Annotated in this window: 27 protein-coding genes; 25 read left to right on the top strand and 2 right to left on the bottom strand. The window is 35.2% G+C overall.

Translation table 11 applies throughout. The features are described from left to right. Positions 1–50 precede the first annotated feature (50 nt). On the bottom strand, positions 51–425 hold the full coding sequence (locus A6J77_RS00720) for a DUF2513 domain-containing protein (protein ID WP_083067642.1): 375 nt from the start codon (positions 423–425) through the stop codon (positions 51–53). 491 nt (positions 426–916) lie between these two features. Between A6J77_RS00720 and A6J77_RS00715 the strand changes: the two genes are divergently transcribed. From A6J77_RS00715 to A6J77_RS00645, 17 genes are all read left to right on the top strand, one after another. Next, on the top strand, positions 917–1,129 hold the full coding sequence (locus A6J77_RS00715; protein ID WP_083067641.1) for a helix-turn-helix domain-containing protein: 213 nt from the start codon (positions 917–919) through the stop codon (positions 1,127–1,129). Further along, positions 1,119–1,316 (top strand): hypothetical protein, encoded by a 198-nt coding sequence (locus tag A6J77_RS00710; RefSeq protein ID WP_083067640.1) that lies wholly within the window; start codon positions 1,119–1,121, stop codon positions 1,314–1,316. Before A6J77_RS00715 ends, A6J77_RS00710 begins: the two co-directional genes overlap by 11 nt. A 2-nt stretch (positions 1,317–1,318) precedes the next feature. Further along, positions 1,319–1,510 (top strand): hypothetical protein, encoded by a 192-nt coding sequence (locus tag A6J77_RS00705; RefSeq protein WP_083067639.1) that lies wholly within the window; start codon positions 1,319–1,321, stop codon positions 1,508–1,510. Between the two features lie 12 nt (positions 1,511–1,522). Next, on the top strand, positions 1,523–1,699 hold the full coding sequence (locus A6J77_RS09315; RefSeq protein ID WP_193756618.1) for a hypothetical protein: 177 nt from the start codon (positions 1,523–1,525) through the stop codon (positions 1,697–1,699). A gap of 77 nt (positions 1,700–1,776) precedes the next feature. Further along, positions 1,777–2,100 (top strand): hypothetical protein, encoded by a 324-nt coding sequence (locus tag A6J77_RS00700; RefSeq protein ID WP_083067638.1) that lies wholly within the window; start codon positions 1,777–1,779, stop codon positions 2,098–2,100. A gap of 8 nt (positions 2,101–2,108) precedes the next feature. Continuing rightward, complete coding sequence (locus A6J77_RS00695; RefSeq protein ID WP_083067637.1) at positions 2,109–2,399, top strand: recombinase RecB; 291 nt, start codon at positions 2,109–2,111, stop codon at positions 2,397–2,399. Beyond that, the gene (locus tag A6J77_RS00690; protein ID WP_083067636.1) at positions 2,396–2,578 is read left to right on the top strand and encodes a hypothetical protein; all 183 of its coding nucleotides are present in this window, start codon (positions 2,396–2,398) and stop codon (positions 2,576–2,578) included. Before A6J77_RS00695 ends, A6J77_RS00690 begins: the two co-directional genes overlap by 4 nt. A 4-nt stretch (positions 2,579–2,582) precedes the next feature. Next, a complete protein-coding gene (locus A6J77_RS00685; protein WP_227645087.1) occupies positions 2,583–3,797 on the top strand; it encodes a DEAD/DEAH box helicase in 1,215 nt (404 codons plus the stop codon). Positions 3,798–3,801: 4 nt separating this feature from the next. Next, a complete protein-coding gene (locus A6J77_RS00680; protein ID WP_083067635.1) occupies positions 3,802–4,056 on the top strand; it encodes a hypothetical protein in 255 nt (84 codons plus the stop codon). 10 nt (positions 4,057–4,066) lie between these two features. Next, the gene (locus A6J77_RS00675; RefSeq protein WP_083067634.1) at positions 4,067–6,049 is read left to right on the top strand and encodes an AAA family ATPase; all 1,983 of its coding nucleotides are present in this window, start codon (positions 4,067–4,069) and stop codon (positions 6,047–6,049) included. A 25-nt stretch (positions 6,050–6,074) separates the two neighbouring features. After that, positions 6,075–6,545: a DUF669 domain-containing protein gene (locus A6J77_RS00670; protein WP_083067633.1), complete on the top strand. Its 471-nt coding sequence runs from the start codon at positions 6,075–6,077 to the stop codon at positions 6,543–6,545. A gap of 2 nt (positions 6,546–6,547) precedes the next feature. Continuing rightward, positions 6,548–8,263: a hypothetical protein gene (locus A6J77_RS00665; RefSeq protein WP_083067632.1), complete on the top strand. Its 1,716-nt coding sequence runs from the start codon at positions 6,548–6,550 to the stop codon at positions 8,261–8,263. Positions 8,264–8,283: 20 nt separating this feature from the next. Continuing rightward, positions 8,284–8,814: a helix-turn-helix domain-containing protein gene (locus A6J77_RS00660; RefSeq protein WP_083067631.1), complete on the top strand. Its 531-nt coding sequence runs from the start codon at positions 8,284–8,286 to the stop codon at positions 8,812–8,814. Between the two features lie 11 nt (positions 8,815–8,825). Next, positions 8,826–9,302: a DUF1599 domain-containing protein gene (locus tag A6J77_RS00655; RefSeq protein WP_083067630.1), complete on the top strand. Its 477-nt coding sequence runs from the start codon at positions 8,826–8,828 to the stop codon at positions 9,300–9,302. Between the two features lie 155 nt (positions 9,303–9,457). Further along, positions 9,458–9,634 carry a hypothetical protein gene (locus A6J77_RS09310; RefSeq protein ID WP_193756617.1) on the top strand — a complete coding sequence of 59 codons (177 nt, stop codon included), beginning with the start codon at positions 9,458–9,460 and terminating at the stop codon, positions 9,632–9,634. After that, on the top strand, positions 9,618–9,908 hold the full coding sequence (locus A6J77_RS00650; protein WP_083067629.1) for a hypothetical protein: 291 nt from the start codon (positions 9,618–9,620) through the stop codon (positions 9,906–9,908). Before A6J77_RS09310 ends, A6J77_RS00650 begins: the two co-directional genes overlap by 17 nt. Before the next feature lie 3 nt (positions 9,909–9,911). Continuing rightward, positions 9,912–10,160, top strand: a complete 249-nt coding sequence (locus tag A6J77_RS00645) for a glutaredoxin family protein (RefSeq protein WP_083067628.1) — start codon at positions 9,912–9,914, stop codon at positions 10,158–10,160. Between the two features lie 23 nt (positions 10,161–10,183). On the opposite strand, the gene A6J77_RS00640 is transcribed toward A6J77_RS00645, so the two are convergent. Then, positions 10,184–11,011, bottom strand: coding sequence for a hypothetical protein (locus A6J77_RS00640; RefSeq protein ID WP_083067627.1), 828 nt, complete (start codon positions 11,009–11,011; stop codon positions 10,184–10,186). Between the two features lie 74 nt (positions 11,012–11,085). Between A6J77_RS00640 and A6J77_RS00635 the strand changes: the two genes are divergently transcribed. The 8 genes from A6J77_RS00635 (at position 11,086) to A6J77_RS00600 (ending at position 19,780) form a co-directional block, all read left to right on the top strand. Beyond that, positions 11,086–12,984, top strand: a complete 1,899-nt coding sequence (locus A6J77_RS00635) for a phage/plasmid primase, P4 family (protein WP_083067626.1) — start codon at positions 11,086–11,088, stop codon at positions 12,982–12,984. Between the two features lie 494 nt (positions 12,985–13,478). Next, positions 13,479–13,925 carry a DUF1492 domain-containing protein gene (locus A6J77_RS00630; RefSeq protein ID WP_083067625.1) on the top strand — a complete coding sequence of 149 codons (447 nt, stop codon included), beginning with the start codon at positions 13,479–13,481 and terminating at the stop codon, positions 13,923–13,925. A 156-nt stretch (positions 13,926–14,081) separates the two neighbouring features. Further along, a complete protein-coding gene (locus A6J77_RS00625) occupies positions 14,082–14,393 on the top strand; it encodes an HNH endonuclease (protein WP_227645086.1) in 312 nt (103 codons plus the stop codon). Between the two features lie 136 nt (positions 14,394–14,529). Continuing rightward, the gene (locus A6J77_RS00620) at positions 14,530–14,883 is read left to right on the top strand and encodes a P27 family phage terminase small subunit (protein ID WP_083067624.1); all 354 of its coding nucleotides are present in this window, start codon (positions 14,530–14,532) and stop codon (positions 14,881–14,883) included. Next, a complete protein-coding gene (locus A6J77_RS00615) occupies positions 14,880–16,538 on the top strand; it encodes a terminase large subunit domain-containing protein (RefSeq protein WP_083067623.1) in 1,659 nt (552 codons plus the stop codon). The genes A6J77_RS00620 and A6J77_RS00615 overlap by 4 nt, the downstream gene beginning before the upstream one ends. 189 nt (positions 16,539–16,727) lie before the next feature. Further along, complete coding sequence (locus tag A6J77_RS00610) at positions 16,728–17,780, top strand: phage portal protein (RefSeq protein WP_127885810.1); 1,053 nt, start codon at positions 16,728–16,730, stop codon at positions 17,778–17,780. Between the two features lie 13 nt (positions 17,781–17,793). Beyond that, positions 17,794–18,549 carry a head maturation protease, ClpP-related gene (locus tag A6J77_RS00605; RefSeq protein WP_083067621.1) on the top strand — a complete coding sequence of 252 codons (756 nt, stop codon included), beginning with the start codon at positions 17,794–17,796 and terminating at the stop codon, positions 18,547–18,549. 19 nt (positions 18,550–18,568) lie between these two features. Further along, complete coding sequence (locus A6J77_RS00600; RefSeq protein ID WP_083067620.1) at positions 18,569–19,780, top strand: phage major capsid protein; 1,212 nt, start codon at positions 18,569–18,571, stop codon at positions 19,778–19,780. The last annotated feature ends 10 nt before the right edge of the window (positions 19,781–19,790 follow it).

Below are 19,790 nucleotides of genomic sequence, written 5' to 3'. Positions count from 1 at the left end.
TTAAATTAAAGAAAGAGTTACTGGAGTTCGTTAGGGAGCTTTGTGAATCATTACAATCCTAAGCTTCTCGATATGAGGTTTGTAGCAATTTGACTAAGTATATCCAATGATACAGAACCAAATGTTGAGGCAGCTTTCTTAGTCTCAATCCAAATTTTAGGATCTCTAATGGTATCTAAAAATTCATGACCTAGATAGGTAATCGTTGATATGTAATAGAAATAAGGCTGATTTGATGAATATTTAATATCTCCTTTAATATATCCTGCTTCTATTAGTCTATCAATTACATATAGTGTTTCATCAACAGAAACGTTGTTGCGAACTGAGAATTCGTCTATTTCATTTGAACCAAAAGAACTATTACTCTCCTGAGATTCTAAATCAAGCAACAATAAGCGAATTAAATCTTTATTCAGTTTCAACCACTCACCTCCTTTCTATAAGGAGGATTATACCAAAGAAAGGAATTTCAATATGAAAAACGTAATAAAAACACTCGCCTTAATCACTATTGGCGTAGTGATTGGGCGAGTGAGTAAATATTTCATTCAAATCGAATTTGAAGAAATTGATTAAGACCATTTAAAAGTGAAACCACATTGGGAACATCTAACTGTCGACATAGAAGATGTTGGAATGTTGTGGCCACAATTAGGGCATCGTAACTGTTTAGTAACTGCTCGTCTAATATCTCTTTTGATTTTAGCTTTAGACGGAGTCTTGATTCTAATCTTTTTCAGGAGTATCACCTCACTTTCATTTTTATTTTGACATCAAAAATCTATAATGGTCCCCCAGCACGGGGAGTTGGATCACCATTTCTAAGGTTTTCGTTGTCGCATAGATTATAACACGGTTCAACGTTAATGCACAACATGTAGTAGCAAACAAATGTTTGGAGGTAAATATAACAATGATTAATAAAATCAAACTACAACATATAGTATCTAACTCAAACAAATCATTAAATCAATTAGGTAAAGAAATAGGAGTTAGTCATACAACTTTAACAAGAATAGTTAATGGAGATCAGGAAGATATGAAATTTTCAACGGCTTGCAATTTAGCAGACGCATTAGGTATAGATATTAATGAGTTTAGAGAGGATGAAGAAAATGAATCATGATAGTAAGAAATTCTTATATTGGTCATTCGTGACAGTAGCATATTTAATTGGTTGGGCATCAGCGATTGAGTACAACTTAAACGATCTAATCACAACACTATTATTTTGGGCTTTAGTTGGGAATGCATATAAGGCTTATCAATATGCAAAGACCGCTGACCTGTTTATATGGATTGAGGAGGAATAAACATGAAAACAAAAACTATCGAATGGACTAAAGAACAGCGCCAACAACAGATTGAAATATCAGTGAAAGCATATGCTGAAAGTGGCGATGTAGTGCATCTAGAAGATATCGAAGCAATCAATGAGCATTATGACGATATTTTAAAAGATTTACACACGATACCCATAGTTCTCAAGGCACAAAATTATTCATAAGGAGGCGTAACTATGAGAGGTACATACGATTTAGATGAGATGCAATGGTACCCAGAAGAAAAAGAGCTGCCGACTTTTGAAGTGCAGTTGACAGGTACCGTCAAGGTTGATGCAGAGGACGAGGACGAAGCTAAAGATCTAGCAAGTATTTACGATGTGGATCACTGGGAAAAGGAAATTTTGGATTAAAAAAGACACCTTTTGCAGAAGGTGCCTAAAGAAAATTATTTATCAAAATTATAGCACAAATATAAGGAGTGTACATGATGACGGCAGAAAATAACCTAATGGAATTTGAAGAACATGCGTTAGGCGCAATGCAAAAGATTTCTGAAGTGAGTAAAAGTATGAAGCAGCTAAAAGAAATTGATGCTCAAAACAGAAAATATATCGAAGAATTGATGGAGGAATACGACATTAAATCAATCGATAATGACTTCGTAAAAATTACTTATGTAGAACCAACAGAAGCAACATCAGTAGACATTAAATTGTTGGAGAAGAAAGAACCAGAATTACACCAAGAATTGTTGGAGGATTATCCAAAAGTGACAAAGCGTAAAGGATACGCACGTATTACTGCTAAGTAGGTGTAGTCATGGTCCTACCTGAAAAGCAAGTTGAAAACGAAATTAAGCACTATCTAGACAATATAGGTGCTTACCATATAAAGACCTTAGGCGGTTCAGTGCCAGCAGGTACGCCAGATATATTGGCTTGTGTGAATGGTGTATTTGTTGCTATCGAAGTTAAGAAACCTAAAGGTGGCGTGGTTAGTGCATTGCAAAAATCTAAGCTTAAAAAAATTAGAAAAGCTGGTGGTGTGAGTATGGTAGCTAAGTCACTAGATGAAGTGCTAAATGTGTTAAGAATGGAGGAATTAATATGACTGAAAGTGTGAAATATACGCTTGAATCGAGAATTGATGATTTTGAACGACATTTAGAATATGTCGAAGAAGAATTGGAACGAACAGAACGTAATCATGTTGAGCTTTCGACAGAAAAGGTAAGCCTAATCAAAGCAATCGAAGAACACAAACGAGCGTTACTGGATTTAAAGGAGTGAGTAAGTGGCTAAAGAGACTTTACTATACGACTTCCAACAGAGAATTTTAAATCAGTCTAAACCCAATTATATTATTGCAGCGGACACAGGTACAGGCAAGACCATGATGGGTATTCATCATTATCTCAAATATCGTGAGGATGAGCCGTTATTAGTGGTTGCACCACCTTCAAAAATCAAAGAAGGCGGTTGGGATAGAGAGATAGAGTTTATTGCTAACCATTACGAAGTTGACATCGAATACGCCTTATTGTCTTGGGGTTCAGTCGCTAAGAATTGGGCTAAGTTCAAAGGGTATTATGTACTATTTGACGAATGTCACATGGCTAAAAATTCTACAAGCCAACGTGGTAAAGCTGCATTTAAATTAGCAGAATATTCAACTCATTTCTGTTTATTATCAGCTACCACAATGCCAAATGGTTGGGGTGATGCAATCAACTATTTCAAAATGTTTGGTTTTGCTAAGAACAAAACACAGTTTAACCGTGAGTTTGCAATCATGGAGTACCAGAAATTTGGTGCACAGCAATTTCAAAAAGTTGTTGGTTACAGAAATGAAGATGAGCTGGAAAAAATGTACCAATCAGTATCTGTAACGATCAGCAAGAACGAGGCATTAGATTTACCGGATATCACATATCAATTCATCAACTTTAAGCCATCAAAAGAATACCGTGTAATCAAGAAGGACAGAGTATTAGATGATGTGGACTATGACAGTTCAGCTAAGTTGCTAAGTGGCCTAAGATACTATGCTAATCAGAAAGATAAGCTAGCCTACACCAAAGACTTCTTGGAAGGCACCAGTCGAAATGTAGTAATTTTCTATAACTTTAAACAGGAAGTAGAAGATTTGCTAGATATAGCTAAAAAACAAGACAAGAAAATTTATCAAGTGAGTGGTGGAAAGTTTAGCTTACCAGATAAAACAGATTGGCCGGATGTAACCAATAGCGTGACATTGGTTCAGTATCAAGCCGGTTCAGCTGGAATCGAGCTGCAGTACTGTTCAGAAGTTATTTATTACACACCAACTTACAGTTACGGTGACTATCAACAATCACTTGGTCGAGCGTATCGAAATGGTCAAGAGAATAAAGTATCTGTATATCAGTATAAAACGCTTGGCACAGTTGAAGAAGAAGTTTGGAAAGCACTTGAAAATAAAGAAGATTTTGATACTAAGTTGTATGAGTTAACTAAGTTGGGCGGGTGAAATCGTGAGTATTAAAAGATGTATAGAAGTTTTAGAGAGTATTAATAAATTACTTTTCTTTTTATCCAATGATGATAAATATGAATTTATTCGTGAATCAGATAAATTAAATAATTTAACAATGAACACTGAGTTAGAAGTTGAAGTTAACAGTTTAAGAAGTAGACAATTCGATGTTAACAGTGAAGGAATCAAAAGAACTTTATTAAGCTTATCAGATAGAACGATTGCAATCATCAAACGTAAGCTTGGATTGTAGGTGAGTATAAGTGACTAAATATAGTTACAGCCGTGTAGATCTGTATAAGCGTTGTCCTTACCACTTTAAGCTTAGGTATTTGGATAAGTTAACAGAGTTACCAGATTATGACAATGCTGCTAACCCATTAATTATTGGAACAGCAATGCATAAAGGAATTGAAACCGAAAATGTTGATATAGCTGTCAAAGAATACTTAGATACATTTCCTGGCCTAAATAATTTAATGATTGAAGAACAAATTAAATTAGAGTACTGGATACCCAAAGCGGTTGAGTTTCTAAAAGTGATGTTTGCTGGTGCTGAATTCGAACATGAATACAGGATCAACACAAATAATTTTATAGGTTTTGTCGACTTAATGGCACATCACCCAGACGGAACAGTATCAGTTGTGGATTTTAAATATAGTAATTCGATTAAAAATTACGCAACATCAGGTCAGTTACACATTTATAAAGAGCAACTAGAACAATTGGATTATAAGGTTAGAGATTTGTCTTATCTATTTATTCCTAAAACATCGATTAGACGTAAGAAAAAGGAAACTACAAATGAGTTTCGTAAACGACTAATGGAAACAATGGACGGACAACAACTAACATTCCTACCAATTGACTATGACGATATGGAGTATATCTACTTCATTAATACGGTTGATGAGATTGAAGAAAAAATTGCTAGTGGTTCAGAAGAGTGGGTACGTGATCCACATGAAGAGTGTTTCGCTTGCAGAGCGTTAGCGGGCAAGTTTGGCACACCACCTAATTACTTAGACGCAATTCAAGATGAAAAAGGAGAGATATTAATGGCATTACCTAAAAATGAACGACGTGAAGAAAAGATTGATGTTAGACCAGACTTTTGGATCTATGCAGAGTCTTATGTAGGAAAGAGTACGTTCGTAGATAACGTAGAAAACGTACTGTTCATCAACACAGACGGTAATACAGACAACACAACTGCACCAGTCGTAGCTGTAGCTGATAAGAAAATCAAAGAGGGCCGTCGTATCAAAACGGAACACGGATGGCAAGAATTCTTGGATACAGTAGCAGATTTAACATCTGAAGAAAATACCTTTGAAGCTGTAGCGATTGACTTAGTAGAAGATTTATATGAGCTGTGCCGTACTTATGTATTTGACCAACAAGGTTGGGAGCATGAGTCTGATGGTGAATGGGGTAAAGGCTGGGGCCTAATCAAAACAGAATTTAACAATGCGATTAAACGACTAAAAATGTTAGGTTACCAAATCATTTATATCAGTAAAGAAAAGGTAGAAACCACTAAGTTAAAAGGTGGTGCTGAAATTAACCACTATGCACCAAACATTAATGACAAGCAAGCCAATTTCTTATCTGGAACAGTTGATATGACAATTCGAGCTTATATTAATGCTGATGATGATCATGTGCTGGTATTAAATTCAGACAAAGATAGTTTTGGTGGTAGCCGTATTGAATTTAAAACAGATGAAATTGATTTAGACTATGACCAATTTGTAAGTGAGCTTGAGAAGGCCCAAAAAGGTAAGAAAACTTATAAAGATAGCCGTAAAACGCCTGTTGATGAAGATGATACCGACACCGAAGAAGTAGCAGAAGAAAAACCTAAACGCTCACGTACCCGTAAGAGTAAAGCACCGGAAGATTTATCTGATGTAGAAATGGCTGAAGATGTATCTGAAGAAATTGAAGAGGAAAAGCCAAAACGTAAACGTAGAACTAAAGAAAGTGAAGAAGAAATTGATACCGAAACAGAAGAAGAACCGGATGAAGAGAAGCCAGCACGCAAGCGACGTACTCGTAAGACTGCTGATGAACCCACAGAAGATGAAGAAGAGTCAGATGATGCAGAAGATACTGATGAAGAAGTAGAAGAAAAACCTGAGCGTGCACGTCGCTCACGTAAAACATCACAAGAAGAACCTGAGGACGAAGAAGAGGAAGTAACTACAACTCGTCGCCGTCGCAGAAGTCGTCGTAGCTAATAGATAACATAGGAGGAAATATATTATGACTAACTGGAATAAATTTGATAAAGACTTAGATTTAGATGCATTACAAGAAGCAGTAAATGAAGCAGCTGAAAATGGTGGAGATTTCCCAGAGATTCCAAATGGGGAATACGAAGTTGAGGTGGTTGAAATGGAACTGAAGGAAACCAAAAAAGGTGATCCAATGATGACTATTCGCTTCAAGATTTTGGAAGGTAGTTATAAGAATCAATTAATCTTCTTTAACCAGGTAATGAACCCATCAGTTGATTACTTCGGTATGCAAGTAAATGGTGCAAACACTATGTTGCGTAACCTATGGGATGCAGACAAGTCCGAAGTTAATTTTGAGTCATTCTCTCAATATGCAGAATTAATCAAAACTATTTACAAGGATATTGATGGGCAATTCGAATATTTATTAAAGAAAGGCGAGAACAAGAAAGGTTACGACACTTACGAAATCACAGACATTTTTGAAGTTGAATAATTATGTTGTTTATTGATTTTGAAGTATTTAAACATGATTGGCTGTGTGTGGTAGAGATACCATATACAGAGCCAATTGTGATAGTGAATGACACTGCTGCATTATCAAGATTGTACGAGAAGCACATTAAAGGCGTTTGGATAGGTAGCAACATTAAAGGCTATGACCAATACATTTTAAAGGGCATATTGCTAGGTATTAATCCATACGCAATATCTGACTACATTATCAATGGCGACAATTTTGGTTGGCAATACACAGACGACTTCAAGCTATTTTCGCTAAATGTTTATGACGTTCAAAAACCTAAACGCTCATTGAAAGAATCAGAAGCACATGCTGGTCATGATATTGAAGAAACACAAGTCGATTTCAATTTAGATAGGAAATTAACTGAAAAAGAAATTGAGTTAACAGAATTTTATTGTAGGCATGACGTATCTGAGACCATTGAAGTATTCATGGACGATGTCGAGGAATTCGAAACAAAACTAGAAATTTTAAACAGCTTCAAATTAAACCTTAAGCATATCAGCAAGTCTTATAGCCAATTGGCTAGTTTAGTATTTGGTGCTAGACAAGGACTAGGCGAAGAACAAGCTGATAAGTATGACTTAATACTGCCAGAAGTTAACACTGATATGGCGAATGAAATAGCAGATTGGTTTGAGGGTATATTTGATGAAGACCAGGAAACCTATTACGTGAAGCAAGGTGTTCAGCATCGAATAGCTGGCGGTGGTATACACGGTTGTGTTGAACCGATGAACAGTAAGGGTAACTACTTACTGATAGATGCTATTAGTTATTACCCAACGCTGATGATTGAGTATGACTTATATAGTAGGAACTTAATGAATCGAGATAAATTTAATGAAGTTTATGATAAGCGATTGGCTTACAAGGATGTAGGTAATAAGCGAAAAGCACAGGCATATAAAAAACTAATCAATAATACTTACGGAGCGATGGGAGATAACTTTAACAAACTGTATGACCTTAAAATGCGTAACAGTATAGTAGCGACTGGTCAAGTATTGCTGGTAGAACTCATGGAAATGTTAGCAGACGACTGCAGGATATTGTTCAGCAACACAGACGGTATTTTGATTGAATATGATGACTTTGATGTGATTGATGAGATATGTGCTGAATGGGAAGATTTATACGGTATCAAATTAGATTTCAAAGAAATAGATCGTGTGATATTAAAAGATGTAAATAATTATATTTTGATTGGTGACGAGGTGCATCGAGTAGGTGCGTATACCAAAGAGTTGAGTAAGTATGACAATGACTTGCCAATATTGAATAAGGCGGTAGTTGAATATTTGCTAAATGGTAAGAAACCAGAAGAAACGATATTCTCAAGCAATGACTTAATGGACTTTCAAAAAGTCGTTAGATTGCCGAATGGAAGCATTGGGGCTAGATATGGGTACTTAGAGTATACAGGTAAAGTATACAGGGTATTCGCTTCAGATAGCTTACAGCACAATGAATTAAAAGCTGTTAAATCGAATGGGTTACATTCAATAGCTGGTATACCAGAGTTGGTGTTTATCGATAATGGTGACGTTCGAGGTAAGACAATACCAGAGTATTTAGACTATACCTGGTACATTGCTGAAGCATGGAGTCGGATTAATGATTTTAAAGCCAAAACAATTGATTATATTAAGCCGGATGAACTTACAGATGACATGTTGCCATTTTAAAAATATAGGAGGGATTAAGAATGGGATATACGGTATTCGATACATTCGATTTACTACAATTTAACTATGGTGTTACGGGAGCAGAAATTTCTAAACAAGCAGACATACCATATCAATGGATTGCAACTTCCAAAGAAACAAATAAATTATCCAATAACTTACAAAAAGCGATTGGGAAAGTATATGGATATGATTGGAACAGTTTAGAAAATTTACGATTATACCAAAAGCGACTAAATACAGTAGGGTTGGTTGATGGTAATCGGATTAAGAAATTACGTGCTCAACGAGAAATTACACGTAAACAAGCAGCTATTGATTTGAAAACAAGCGATGATCGTATCAGCCGCATTGAACGGAATGAAGTCGTCCTATCCAGTTGGGTTGAATATTTAAGATTTAAAGATTATTACCAAGATGACTTACTGTTACGTGATGAAACAACTGAAGCTAAAAAGCGTAAACGAGCTAAAGAAGTAATCACTTTTAGAAACATCGCAACACGCGGTTCAAAAGTATCTTGGCAGATGATTAAGAAAGTAAGAGCTTAGGAGAGTTTGAAATGGACAAACAACGAGAATTCAATAATATCATAACTGAAATGTCTGAATTATATAGCGCTAAAAACCACGACTATGGTGACGCATTCGGTCAAACCTTTGCTGAACTAGGTATTATCTCAGCAATTACACGTATCTCTGACAAAACCAATCGTTTGAAATCACTCGCAACTAAAGACCAGCGTGTTGATGATGAACGTATTGAAGATACGCTAATGGACTTAGCCAATTATGCTGTAATGACATTGATTGAGTTGCAAGATAATGATGATAAGAAACCAATTGAAACTGTAATAGCGTATGCAGACGGTGGACCAGTGTTTAAGACTGAACTACCTGTGAAGCCAATTGCTGGTGTATATAAAGGCAAAGTGTACAAAGGTCGGTTGAACTTGTTGAAAGACTTGAAACATGATGGGTTCGAGTGGTTTGCAAGAGATTATGACGGTGAATTGTACGTTTATGAGGGTGCTCCATAAAAGTATGAAAATATTGAGGTTTGGGATACATGGGTAAACGATAGTTCATTAATCGAAAAAGACAACCTCCCTGAAGTTAAATGGTCTGACGAAGAGCCAACCAAAATTTCTGAATTACTGGCAACTTACGAAAATGGTGGAGAAAACAGAAAATAATGACGTATGACGCAGTTGTAATAACTAATGATGGTAAACACACCTACCAAAACATCGAAGCTAAAAACGAGCAGCATGTGACGGATAAGATACACAAAGATTTAAAGACTGAAATTGTTGAGATTGAAATCAAGAAAACATTTGGAGATGTGGATAATTATGAAAGTTATTTATAAAGGCAGAGGTCAAGGGAAAACTTACGACATGATTAAGCTTGCTAGTGAAAATAAAGGATATATCCTTTGTAGCACGTTTCAGCAAGCGCAGCACATTTATGACTTATCAAAAGATATGGGTTTGAGCATTCATTTTCCTATTACATACTCTGACTTACCATTAACAAAAAGGCAAAGAATTGACAGCATATTGATTGATAATGCAGAGGATTTTATCGAGAAGTCGGTTGGTAAGAATGTTTCTGCTATCTCAATCACAGATAAGGAAGGATAAATTATGACTAAACAAGTAACAGTGTTTTCAAAGTATGAATGTGGAATTTGTGAGAACGTAAAGCGCTGGTTAAAGTGGGCGAATGTACCTTATACAGAAGTCAATGTAGAAGAGAGTTCAGAAGCTTTAAAATATGTTAAAGAGGATTTAGGGTACCAGTCAATGCCAGTAATTGAAGTTACAGACGCTGACGGTATCAAATATGAGTTTCAAGGTTTTAATGCGGAAGAATTGGCTAAACTGAAAGTATAAGAAAAGCAAGCGGTTAAGCTTGCTTAAAGGAAAGTACTTATTTTTTCTATAATTTGTGGAAGGTTATTATGGATAAATCCAGCTGAGGTTGTTAATAAATTTCCAATTGGTGCGTACTTTTGTAAGAATCCGTTGAAGCGATCTAATAAGGTATTCTTATCTTCTCCTCTTTGGATTTCTTCAAGTAATTCTATAAGTGTTCTTATATCTCTTTTTCCCATTTCATCTTGAACATATTCATACATTTCTGCTTGAGAATTGATTTGATTCAAGTTGTTTTGGTTTTGATTTATAGTTCCCGAATTATTATTACTAAAATTGATATTTCCACCGTTAAAATTGTAATTTGTTCCGCGCTCTTTATCCATTATATCTCCTAACATTCTTTGACCACTTACAGTAATGAAAATAGAAGGGTGAATAATCAAACCGTCATCACCAAAATAAGCGATAATACTTTTACCATTACTTGTTTCGATTACGCCTTCATGTTGTAATGCTCTTAAATCATTAGAGAAATCATATCTCGTTAGATACGAAAGAGAATCATCTTGTAATCTATTATCTTTAATTAATTTAAGTATCGATTTGTAATCAGCTTGTTTATCGTCCAAAAACTTTTCTCCAGAATAGGTTAATTTAATATCAGGGTCAACTTCTGGACCGGCGTAGGTTTGTATTATTACATCTCGACCTTCTGGAACATATATATACTCAAGTTTTTCAAGTTCTGATAAAAGACTGATAATTTCATCTTTATCAATTCCAATGTCGAAAATGAAGCTACTCAAATCTTTTTCAGAATTTACTTGTATTACTTTCAATATATATTTTAATGATTCTTCTTTCAATATAATCGCCTCCATATGGAGAATTATATATTGAAATTGATAATAATTCCATAATAGAAAGGAGGTGCTACTCTTTGTCAGAGCAAACAGTCAATGATCTATTATACAAAGGCTTCTTAAGAGGTAACGGCAAGCATGCTGGTAAGCCAAAAGACAAAGCAAAATTCCTAGCATTTGAAACAGTGCGTAAATCAGATTCGTTCGTTGGTATCTTAAAAGATGATGTAGTCATGGTTGACATCGATGACATTGAACAAGCTGAGTTACTACTTGATATCCTTGAAGATAAGGAAATACCAGTTATCTCGAGAGAAACACCTAACGGTATACATTTTTACTTTAAGAACTCATCTATTAATTCCAACAAAATTAAATGGTTCAGTAACATCGATATGTTGACTGATTATAAAATCGGTAGTAAGTGGACTGCTGACCCAATTAAAATAGATGGTGATAAGCGTGAATTAATTACTGAAGCAGATGAACTAACTGATTTACCTGCATGGTTATTACCGCTAAGAAAACAGAAAAGTGATGAAGATGCTGGTGAGGGTTTAAATGGTATCAGCGAAGGTAATCGAAATCAAACCTTTTACAACTACATTTTAAAATTGCAGCGGAATAGCTTATCTAAAGATGAAATTGCAGAAACGATTAAAATTATCAACGAATACCTAGCTATTAAACCGCTTAAACCAAGAGAACTTAAAACTATCCTTCGTGATGAAGCATTTAAGAAACAGTCGTTTTACGAAGGTAAGACGTTTCTACATGATAAGTTTGGAGATTATCTCATTAATGAGTACAACATCATCAGTATTCAAAACAACTTACATATCTATGAAGCTGGTGTGTATGTCCTAGGCGATGATCATATCGAACGCTTCATGATAAAAGAAATACCTACACTCAAACGCAATAACAGACAAGAAGTGTTAGCTTACATAAAGTTAAAAGCGCCAGTCAAACAGTTCAGTGATACGAGGTACATCGTATTCGCTAATGGTATCTATGACTACGTTGATGACATACTCATGCCACACTCGCCTAAAATTATATCAACTAATAAGTTGCCAGTTAGATATAACGAAGAGTCTTACTGTGAAGCGGTTGATCATATGCTAGATAAAATATCTACTAAGGATAGGAAAATTCGTAGTTTAATAGAAGAAATGTTTGGCTACACACTATACAGACGTAATGAAATTGGGAAGTTTTTTATCCTCAAAGGTAAAGGTTCTAATGGTAAGTCAACGCTGCTAACTATGTTAAGACACATGTTAGGTAATGATAACGTATCGTCCTTAGACATCCGGGAAGTGGATGAACGATTTAAAACCGCTGAAATCTTTGGGAAGTTAGCAAACATTGGTGATGATATCAGTAAGGCTTACATCAATGAGACATCTGTACTTAAGAAATTAGTAACAGGTGAGCCGTTATCAGTGGAGCGAAAAGGTAAAGATCCGTTTGACTTGAAGAATTACAGTAAATTAATATTCAGTGCGAATGACATACCACGATTCAATGATACTTCTGATGGTTTCTTAAGACGTATTTGCATCGTACCTTTACGGGCTAAGTTCAGTTCGCAAGACCCAGACTATGACCCAACGATTATTGATAAGCTGCTATCGCCTGAAGCATTAGAGTACATGGCACAGTTAGCACTTGATGGCATGTTGGATGTAATAGAGCGTAAGAAATTTACAGAACCTGCTGGTGTTCAAGATGAGTTGGATAAATTCAAAGAAGAGAACAACCCAATCATTGGTTACCTCAAAACAACAGATATCGATGGTGAGTTAGTTGCTGAAGTTTACACTGACTACTCTCAGTGGTGTTATGATTCAGGATTAAAAGCAGTAAGTAAAGTTTCATTCAGTAGATATATTTGTAGTTATGAGGGATACGAAACCAAACAATCTAGGATAAATGGTAAAAGACAACAAATATTCGTTTTGGTCAAATGATAACTAAAAAGTTAAATTGACCAGAGAATTGACTGTTTTCGTGGTCAAAATCGACCAGACACTCATTTTCGTGGTCAAATGAACCTTGATATATCAACATCGACCACAAAAGTTATAAAATGTCTGGTCAAAATCGACCAGCAAATTAGCAGATTTCTTGGTTTTTTATACTAAATAAGTTATAAAAATGGTCATTTTTACGGGTTGAGGATAGACAGTAGACAACTCGATAGACACAATGATAGACACTCAAACGTTGATATGACGGTGTTTATAGAGGTTGTCTATCTTGTCTATCTTACTTTTATTCCTTTTATATATTTAAAGAAAAAAATAATAAAAAGTAGTAAATATATATAATAATATTAGAGTGAAAACTACGCTTACATTTTAAATTTTAGACGCTGAATCGATTGGGGGAGTAAGGATAAGGGGTGTCTATCCTCGTCGATAGACATAAGATAGACAGCTGACACAAGGAGGGAGTTGTATGAGTGACGAATTTAGCTAAAGAGAAACTTTTAAAGTTTAGTAATGAGCAGCAGAAGTTGCAGAGATACAAAGAACAGTTGGTAGAATTAAATGCCATTGCAACAAATACAACTACAGAATTAAAAAAGGTAGTTGTTACTTCTTCAAAGAGCAATTCATTTGATGGCCAGTTGGCAAGGATCTCTGATTTGAAATCTGAAATTATCAAACAATCAATAGTAGTGAATGCAGAGCAACAAGAATTAAAGTATTACGTCAACTCACTAAGTGATGAATCTTATGTAGAAGTAATCACACTGAGATACTTTGACAACTTACCTTGGTTTGAAGTGTGGCAGGATATGCATTGCTCTCAAAGTAAAATGTATAGATTACATGATGCAGCACTCAAAGAATTGAATGAGATGATGAAAGTAAATGAGAGTAATGTGGGAGTTAATTGGGAGTGAATGATAGTAGTAGTGGGAGTGGTTCACGTAGTATATTGGTATTGTCAAAAGATTAAGACAAACAAAACATACTACAAATTAATATTTGACAGCAGAGCATCAAGCCAAATCAGCTTGGTGTTCTTTTTATTTACTAACAAAGGAGTGTGATGATAAGTGTATGAAACAACAGACGAACGTAATAAATTCTATTGGTCTAAAGAATGGCGAGCGATGCGTGAATATATATTGCAGCGTGATAACTATGAATGCATTCAATGCAAACGACAAGGAATAGTTACGTCACATGATGTTGCTACACTTATTGTTGATCATATCCTTGAACTAAAAGACAGACCAGACTTGAGGTTGGATGAGGATAACTTACAGGTCTTGTGTCATTATCATCATGAGTTGAAACATGACAGAATATTCAAAGGGAATGAATTCAGAAAGAAAAGTAAATGGTCAGATGATGAATGGTGGTAAAAATTTTTAGGTACACCCCCACTAAAAGTTTTGAAAAATAAATTTCACTCTGCACAGCGGGGAGGGGATGCGACTGTGGAACTTTTTTTGAAATTCCTATACGCAATAGGGGGCACTTTAAGGAAGGGGGGGTCTGATGGCTAGACCAGCAAAAACAAAATTAAAAATGTATATGTTAGAAAATATAGATATGAATAATTTGATTGAAGTCGATAAGGTCGAACGATACTTGCTGATGTACGATATCCAAAAGAAATTAGAACAAAAAATAAAGCAGCACGAGGTGGTTGTTGAAACTGTTAATGGTTCTCAAAGCTTTTTGAAAGAAAATCCTGCAATTAATTCATGGACCAAAATAGAAGCCTCAATGATGAAATTGCTAGATTCTATACAGTTTAAAAATGATACAAAATCTGATAAAGCAATTACTAATATAATATCGGAAAAGCCAAGAGATAAAATCGTGGCCATGAAACGTGATTTACTATGACATTTAAAACAATGTATCCAACAGTCAAGCATTACATGGATTTATTTGATGATGGGAAAATCATTTTAAATAAAGAACGTATTCAATTATTTGAATACCTAGAGCGAGATGTATTGAATCGAGATGATGTTTATTTTGATGTCGAGCAAATAGAAAACTGCATTGATTACATAGAAAGGTGGTATTTCCCTCTAGCTGATTTTCAGAAGTTTTTAATTCCTTTTAGTTTTCTAAGGATAAATGAAGATGGTACCGATGCCTTATTTTATGATTCGCATTTTTGGACGATGGCCCGTGGCTCAGGAAAAAATGGACTCTTTAGTGGATTAAGTAACTATTTTATTGGTCCGCTTCACGGCATCAGAAATTATAATGTTGATATTGTAGCGAACTCCGAAGATCAGGCGATGGTTTCATTTGATGAAATTTATGACATGTTAGACAGCAATGAAGATTTGAAATCCTACTTTTATAAGAATAAACAATATATAAAAGGGATTGATTCAAATAGTATTTTAAAATTTAGAACATCGTCCACTAATACAAAAGATGGGTTACGAGTCGCCTGCGTTGGATTTGATGAAATTCACGAATATGTAAAGAATGACCAATTGGAAATATTTGAATCAGCTCGTGGTAAGGTGAAAGATTTTAGGGCTTACTATATCGGTACAAACGGTTTTCAACGTGATGGTGTCTATGATCAAACTATTGATATTGCTAAAAATATACTGAATGGTGAAGATCCATATACGCGGATGTTTCCTTGGATTTGTAAGTTAGATGACTTATCAGAAATGGATAATTTTGATTTGTGGCAAAAAGCTAATCCTATGTATCATGCGCCAATGACAGAATATGCCAAAGAGCATATGCGACAACAGAAGCGACGTTATTATGGCATTCAGTCTGGTAAAACGGATAAAATCAAATTTACGATTAAAAATATGAATACATTGTTGGAAGATACAAATCGTACTGTGGTACCGAAAAAAGAGTTGATAGCAGCAACCAGACCTATTCCTCAAGATACTTCAGAATTATCAGCATTAGGCGCTTGTGACTTTGCGCAAGCACGAGACTTCACTGCATGTGGCGTTTTATTCTTGGACGAAAACGAAGAGTATATTTGGAAACATCATAGTTTTGTAAACCAAAACTTTTTAAATCAATTTACGATTAAAGCGCCGATAAAAGAATGGCAAGAAGAAGGGTTACTTACAATTATCGATGAACCATTAATATCAGTTGATCATATAGTGGATTGGTTTGTAGAAATGCGAGAAGAGAATCCTATGCTTCAAACAATAGTACTTGATAAACACAAACTAAATACTTTAAAAGTACCGTTAGAAGATGTTGGCTTTGAAGTAGTCTGGGTAAATAACCCTAGAGTCGCTTCTGGTCAAGTGTCAGATAAAATCGATAGAGTTTTTGGTGGACAACATATTCGTTGGGGTAATGATTACATGATGAGGTGGTACACGAATAATGTATTCGTAAAATATGACGCTTCAGGTAATAAGCTATATGAAAAGAAAGAAGAATTAAGGCGTAAGACAGATGGTTTCATGGCTCTGTTTTATGCTTTTTATTTTGCAGATACGAATTTAGAAGTACCATCGGAATTTATTTTAGCGGACATAGATTTCTAGTGAAAGGAGGGATGTTATGAATAATAAAGGTCGTGACGTAACGGAACTCTGGAGGTGATCTAATGTATCTAAATTTAAAATGAAAGGTGGTGAAAGGTTATAGGCGTATTTAATTATTTTAGTCGACACCCGGATGCAAATATTATCAAAGAAATTACTTTATTGGAGCAAGACTACAATGCCACATTAATGAAACAGAGGGCGTTAGACACGGTTTTAGGTAAGGTGGCTAGGTCTTTATCACTTGTTGAATGGAAGACGTTTGACAGCGGAAATTTTAATCGTGATGACCTGTATTACCATTTAAACGTCCAACCTAACTTGAACGATAATGCAACAGAGTTTTGGCAGAAAGTTATTCGTAAATTATTTTATGAAGACAACGAATGTTTAATTATTGTGACAAAAGAAGATTATTTCTTAGTGGCTGATGATTTTCAAATAAAAGAGTTTGCTGTATACCCAAATATCTATAGTGACATTGTTGTAAATGGCTTGAATATGAATAGAAGTTTTAGTGAGACAGAAGTTATACATCTTAAATATGAAAATACTGATTTAAAACGATTAGTACATCAATTGGATGATTCGTACGGTGACTTATTTGCTAGGTTGATTCAAGTAGCAATGCGGACAAATCAAGTGCGTGCTACTGCTAAACTAACTGGTTCGCTAAGTAAGCAAAAAAATGCCCAAAGCTATTTACAAACTTTTGTAGATAAAGTTTTCAAAGCATTCAGCAACAAAACAGTCGGTGTCGTACCATTACAAGATGGTATGGAGTACAAGGAACATTCTAGTAGTACCGGTATTGCCAATAGTCAGGTTGATGAAATGAATAAAATTTCTGATGAGTATCTCGATGCAGTCCTACAAGTTGTTGGTATCCATCCATCATTAATTTATGGCGATATGGCGGACGTCAGTCAACATAAGGATGAATATTTGATTAACGTTATTCAACCACTTGTTGAACAAATTTCTGATGAAATTAATCGAAAGTTTTACACACCAAAAGAATATATTTCTGGCAATTATGTAAAAGCTTCAACTCTGAAATTACGTTATATCAATATTTTCGATATTGCTACTAGTGCAGAAAAACTGATTGGTATTGGTTCATTTAGTCCGGATGATATTCGGGAAGAAGCAGGATATGAACGATTAGAAAATGCAGAATCGTCAGCTTACTACTTAACCAAAAATATTGAACCATTGAAAGGTGGTGAGAATACTGAATAAGAAATTAGCAAAAATGATGGTAGAAGAGCCTATCAAAGCATCTGTTTCAACTGAAGAAGATAAGTTATTTTTATATGGAACGATTGGTGATGCATGGGACGGAGTGACACTTGAGTACGTTCGTCGAATGTCGAGTCGATTAGACAAAACTAAATTAACAGTTCACATCAATTCATACGGTGGCGATGCAACAGAAGGCGTGGCTATTCGTAATTATATTAAATCTACTTTTGATGAAGTTGATGTAGTAATCGATGGTATCGCAGCAAGTGCAGCATCAGTCATTGCAACTTGTGGGAATACGTTAACAATGCCGTCCGGAACTACTTTTATGATTCATAACCCTTGGGCATATGTCATTGGGAATAAGAGTGACTTGCAAAAAGAAATCGGCGCTTTAGAATCTTTGGAACAATCATATAGAGATATTTATATGGAGCGTTTTAATGGGACAGAAGATGAGTTGGGAGAGTTGATGGAAAATGAGTCGTGGTTAACTGCTGAACAAGCTGAAACTTTTGGTTTTGCAACTAAAACTGTTAAAGATGGTGATTCTGTAGAATCGCAAGATAACTTATTAATCGCTAGCTTATTAAATAAATATTCAGCTAAGGCTGATGATACAAAAGCCGAAGAAAATTCTGCCAATGATGAGTTAGTAGATGTGGAAGAGTCAGATGAAGATGAAGATGAAGAGTTAACTGAAGAATCTACTGAAAACAAACCAAACGCATTTTTAAGTAACTTAGTAAAAACGTTTAACGTTTAAATATAAAGGAGAAAAATAAATGACAATTAAATTATCTGACAAAAAAGAAAATAAATTACAGTCAGCTACACAAGCAATGTATGATGCACTATCATCAGAAGAAACAGAGGTACAAAAACAAGCATTTGAAGATTATTCATTAGCTTTAGCAGAGTCAATGGAAGATTCAGTGAACGCTGAAATCGCTAAGTACGAAAGCGCGCGTGATGAAGATACTGTGATGGCAAAGCGTGCGAATCGTTTACAAATGACGCCAAAAGAAAAGAAATTCTTTGCTGAAGCGGTTGAAAAACAAACCGTTGACGGATTAGATGAGTTGTTTCCAAAAACAATTATCGAGACTATTATGCAAGATTTATCGCAAGAACATCCTGTATTATCTGAAATCGATACACGATATACTGAAGCGGCGATTAAATACATCTATGCAGACCATGCAAAACAAACAGCTTTCTGGTCAGAAATTCCAGCAGATATTCGTCAAATCTTAATTGGTTCATTCAAATCGTTAGATATGACCGTAGCTAAACTATCTGGTTTTATTGCGTTGCCAAAAGGTTATTTTAAATTGGGACCAACTTGGTTAGCACAATATGTGACTACATTTTTACGTGAAGTCATGGCAGCTACTTTAGAGTTAGCGGTTATTAATGGTGACGGGAAGTTAAAACCTATTGGTATTATGCGTAAATTGTCTGGTTCAACTGATGGTGTTTACCCAGAAAAAACTGCTGTTAAAATTACCGATTTAACTCCTAAATCATTCGGTGGACCTCGCGGATTATTAGCAAAAGAAAAGATGTTGAATGGGAAAATTTCATTGGTAGTGAATCCTGTTACTTACGAAACTAAGATTTCTCCAAATTTATTCTTCCAAAACACACAAACTGGTGCTTGGGTTCAATTAGGATTGCCAAATGGGGAATCTGTTGTGAAATCATATGCCGTGCCAGAAGGTAAGGCTATTTTAGGTAACTTGAAAAATTACTTGTTAGCTGTTGCTGGTGATGTAGAACTTAAAAAATATGAAGAGACTTTAGCAATTGAAGACATGGATTTATTCATTGCAAAAATGTTCTCAAATGGGTTAGCTAAAAATCCTAACGCTTTCGTAGTATTAGACTTAGCTGATATTGAGGGTGTAACCGTACCTGAAGCAGAAGGTAAAGCAGATTTAGCAAAACAAGATACAATTAATCCTATTCAAGTCGAAACAGATCCACAAGTTTAATTAGGAGGTA

Source organism: Aerococcus viridans, assembly GCF_002083135.2.
Classification (GTDB): domain Bacteria; phylum Bacillota; class Bacilli; order Lactobacillales; family Aerococcaceae; genus Aerococcus; species Aerococcus viridans_C.
Note: the sequence above shows the minus strand (reverse complement) of the source record. Positions and strands in the feature narration are given on the sequence as shown.